The 2,824-nt window shown below is 66.0% G+C and carries 2 protein-coding genes; both read right to left on the bottom strand.

Translation table 11 applies throughout. From position 1 onward, the window contains the following. Positions 1-310: 310 nt before the first annotated feature. A complete protein-coding gene (locus tag EVC45_RS44080; RefSeq protein WP_129964296.1) occupies positions 311-958 on the bottom strand; it encodes a hypothetical protein in 648 nt (215 codons plus the stop codon). A 207-nt stretch (positions 959-1,165) separates the two neighbouring features. After that, complete coding sequence (locus tag EVC45_RS44075; protein WP_129964295.1) at positions 1,166-2,410, bottom strand: tyrosine-type recombinase/integrase; 1,245 nt, start codon at positions 2,408-2,410, stop codon at positions 1,166-1,168. Between the last annotated feature and the right edge of the window lie 414 nt (positions 2,411-2,824).

Here is a 2,824-nt window from a genome sequence, read left to right as displayed (position 1 = left end):
AGCGACTGGGGGCGAGAATCATGCCGGGCCCGGCTGGCCAAATCCCCAATTATCGGGGAGTGAAGATAGTAACGGGGCGACGTGCGGAGGCGCTGTGGGCGTGGGGTTTTGGCTTGTGGCGGGCGGAAGGTGGGGTCAGCCTGGCGTGAGCGCGGGGACGAGCCCACGGCGAGGGGCTGTTGTGTCGCGCGTTGGCCTCTCAGGCGTGAGCAGAGGGGACCGCCACGGAGAGATGCCGTTCGCCGGCGGGCGCGCCGGCCTCTCCTCGCACGATTCTTCCGCTTACGCGATCAACCGCGTGTCGGCGAACTTACGACCTGTTCGGATCTTTCGGCACCCGCTTCGCCGATGGCGCCTCCGCGGGCCTGACCGGCCCAGCGGTATGCATGTCCGTGCGCGACGGGTGGCCGTGCGCAGCCGTCGCGGGTGCGCGCCCGACCGGCCCAGTCGCTTGCATAGGGTCGCGGGACTGCCGTCCGTGTACGGCCGTCGTCGCCGTCGGCCTGACCGGCCGCGCGGCGTGCATGTTCGCCCGCGGCGGCTGTCCGTGCGCGGCCATCGCCGGCGCGGGGCCGCCTGGGTGTCCGAGCGGCGGATGCGCGCCACCGGCACGCTCCGGCAAATGACCGTCATGGCTCGCCATCACGCGATGCAGTTCCTCACGACGCCGGAAAACTTCCGCGCGATGATCGCCATGCGCATAGAACTGGCGATGCCGGACGCCGTCCTGGCCGACGACCCAGAGATACGTATCGCCGCCGACGATCACCACGTCGCGATCGACCACATTGGCGACGTACACATCGGTCGGCAACGGCTGATACGCGGTCACGCTCACTTCGGTCGGGCGATTCGGGGCGGTGACGAGCTGGCCTTGCCCACTGGTCACGCAGCCCGCGAGAAAAGTCGCGCACGCAGCCGACGCCAACAGCGCGTTTGTGATGTTTTTCAACTTCATTCCCCGGTTTGTACTGTTTATTTGTCGAGCGACGCTTTTGATAACGGTCGGCGTTTTGCATTCTTGAGATCTGGATCGTCATGCGCGATTGCCCGCGCGCAACCGCACATGCAATGCCCGGCGCGCATCGCCTTGTGATTTCACTCAGCTGGGAAATAAAAGAAATCGCGCAAGAATCCCGGCGCGTTTTACACGCCCGGTCCGCGCTTATTTGCCGCCCGCATTGCCGTCTTTGGACTTCGCGTCGTCCCAGTTCATCCGGTGCCGATTGACGGTCTCGGTATGGCGCGCGTCGTCCTCGGTGTGCAGGTAGAGGCTGGTCGTGTTCAGCGAGACGTGGCCGAGGTTGTCGCGAATCGTGCGTAGATCGACGCCGCCGTCCGCCTGATGCGAACCGGCCGTATGACGCAGCCAGTGCGCCGACGCGCGCTCGAGCTCGTCGGCGCGATCGGCGAATTCGGGACCGCGCGCGCGCAACCACGTGGCCGCGCCCGCGAAGATGCCCTTGATCGCGTCGTGAATCGCCGAGCGCGACAGGCAGCGGTTGCGGCCCTTGAACGGCAGCACCAGCGGCGTTTCCTCGGCGCGGGTAGGCAGCGCGGCGAGTCCGTTGAGCGTCCGGTAGCTGCGCAGCTCCTGAACCAGTTCGGCCGATACCGGCACGATCCGCTCCTTGTCGCCTTTGCCGAGCGTTTCGAGCCACCACTGGTCCTGACCGTCGGCGCCGAGCCTTCTGAAGAACTGGCCCATCTGCCCGCCGGCGACTTCGGAAATGCGCATGCCCTGCAGATAGAACAGCGTGCTCAGCCAGCGGCAGCGCGCGTAGTACGCGCGTTGCGCATCGGTGTCTTGGGGCAGCTGCTCGACGAACAGCTTCACTTCGTCCCATAGCGACGTCGACAGATAGCGCGTCACACGCGGCGCCGAGCGCTTCGCGCGCTGCCGCAGCAGCGCCATCGGATTGCCGCGCAGGTATCCGGCGTTGACGAGCCACGTGAACATCGCGTTCAGGATGATCAGCGCCTGGCGCTGGCTGGCCGGCGACAGCGGCCCGTTGAACGGCCGCCAGCGGGCATCGCCGCGCGCGTACTTGCCGCCGTTCGCCGACACCCAGCGCGCGGCCGGCTGCGGATCGGCGATGAACGCCTTGAACAGCAGCAGATCCTCGTGCGTCAGCGACGACAGCGGCTTGCCCAACTGCACGACCGCCCACAGCAGCAGCCGCTCGGCTTCCTTGCGGTAGTTGTCGAAAGTGGTCTTGGTGTCCGCGTAATTGGAGAGCCACGCGCGCACGGCGTCGAGGTCGTTGCGCGCCGATAGCTGCGAGGTTTGCGCCGCGCCGCGATTGGTGCCGTCGCGGCCATCGAGCAGTTCTGGCACGACGAGCGATTCGACGGGCTGGATGGTGGCGAGCTCAGCGTTCGGGGCAGCTTTGGACACGGTTCGGGACACTCCTCGGGCGCACGCCGGCTGGCGTCATTCTGCTCCGCTCAGCCGCGCCCGGAGACGCTTGCCTGAAAAGAAAGCAGTGCCCACTCTGTTGCGGACGAAACGCGAAACCCTATCACACAGTCCGCTGCGCCTGGTGCAAAACAGCCGGGCGCACTCAAGCTTCCACGCAGCGACGATCGATCGGCATACAGTAATGCAGCGTGCCGCGCGGTTGTCGCCCTCTATAGTCGCCGTCTATTGTCGGCATTGCCGGATTCGAATTCTATTGAAACTTGCCCTCGCCTATATTCGAATAGGGGTGGCGCGCCGACCGGAGTCACCCGTTACAGACGCCGGCTGTATCGGCTCCGGTTGTCTGGACAAGCTTTTGCAGCTCAGGCGGCCAGCTTCATCAGCCTTTCCTGACGGGCTTCG

This window comes from Paraburkholderia sp. UYCP14C (genome assembly GCF_004197395.1).
Taxonomy (GTDB): Bacteria; Pseudomonadota; Gammaproteobacteria; order Burkholderiales; family Burkholderiaceae; genus Paraburkholderia.
This window is presented reverse-complemented; position numbering and strand designations above follow the sequence as displayed.

Coding starts and splice junctions, on each gene's coding strand:
- EVC45_RS44080 (WP_129964296.1), bottom strand. CDS start 958: ATGAAGTTGAAAAACATCACAAACGCGCTGTTGGCGTCGGCTGCGTGC.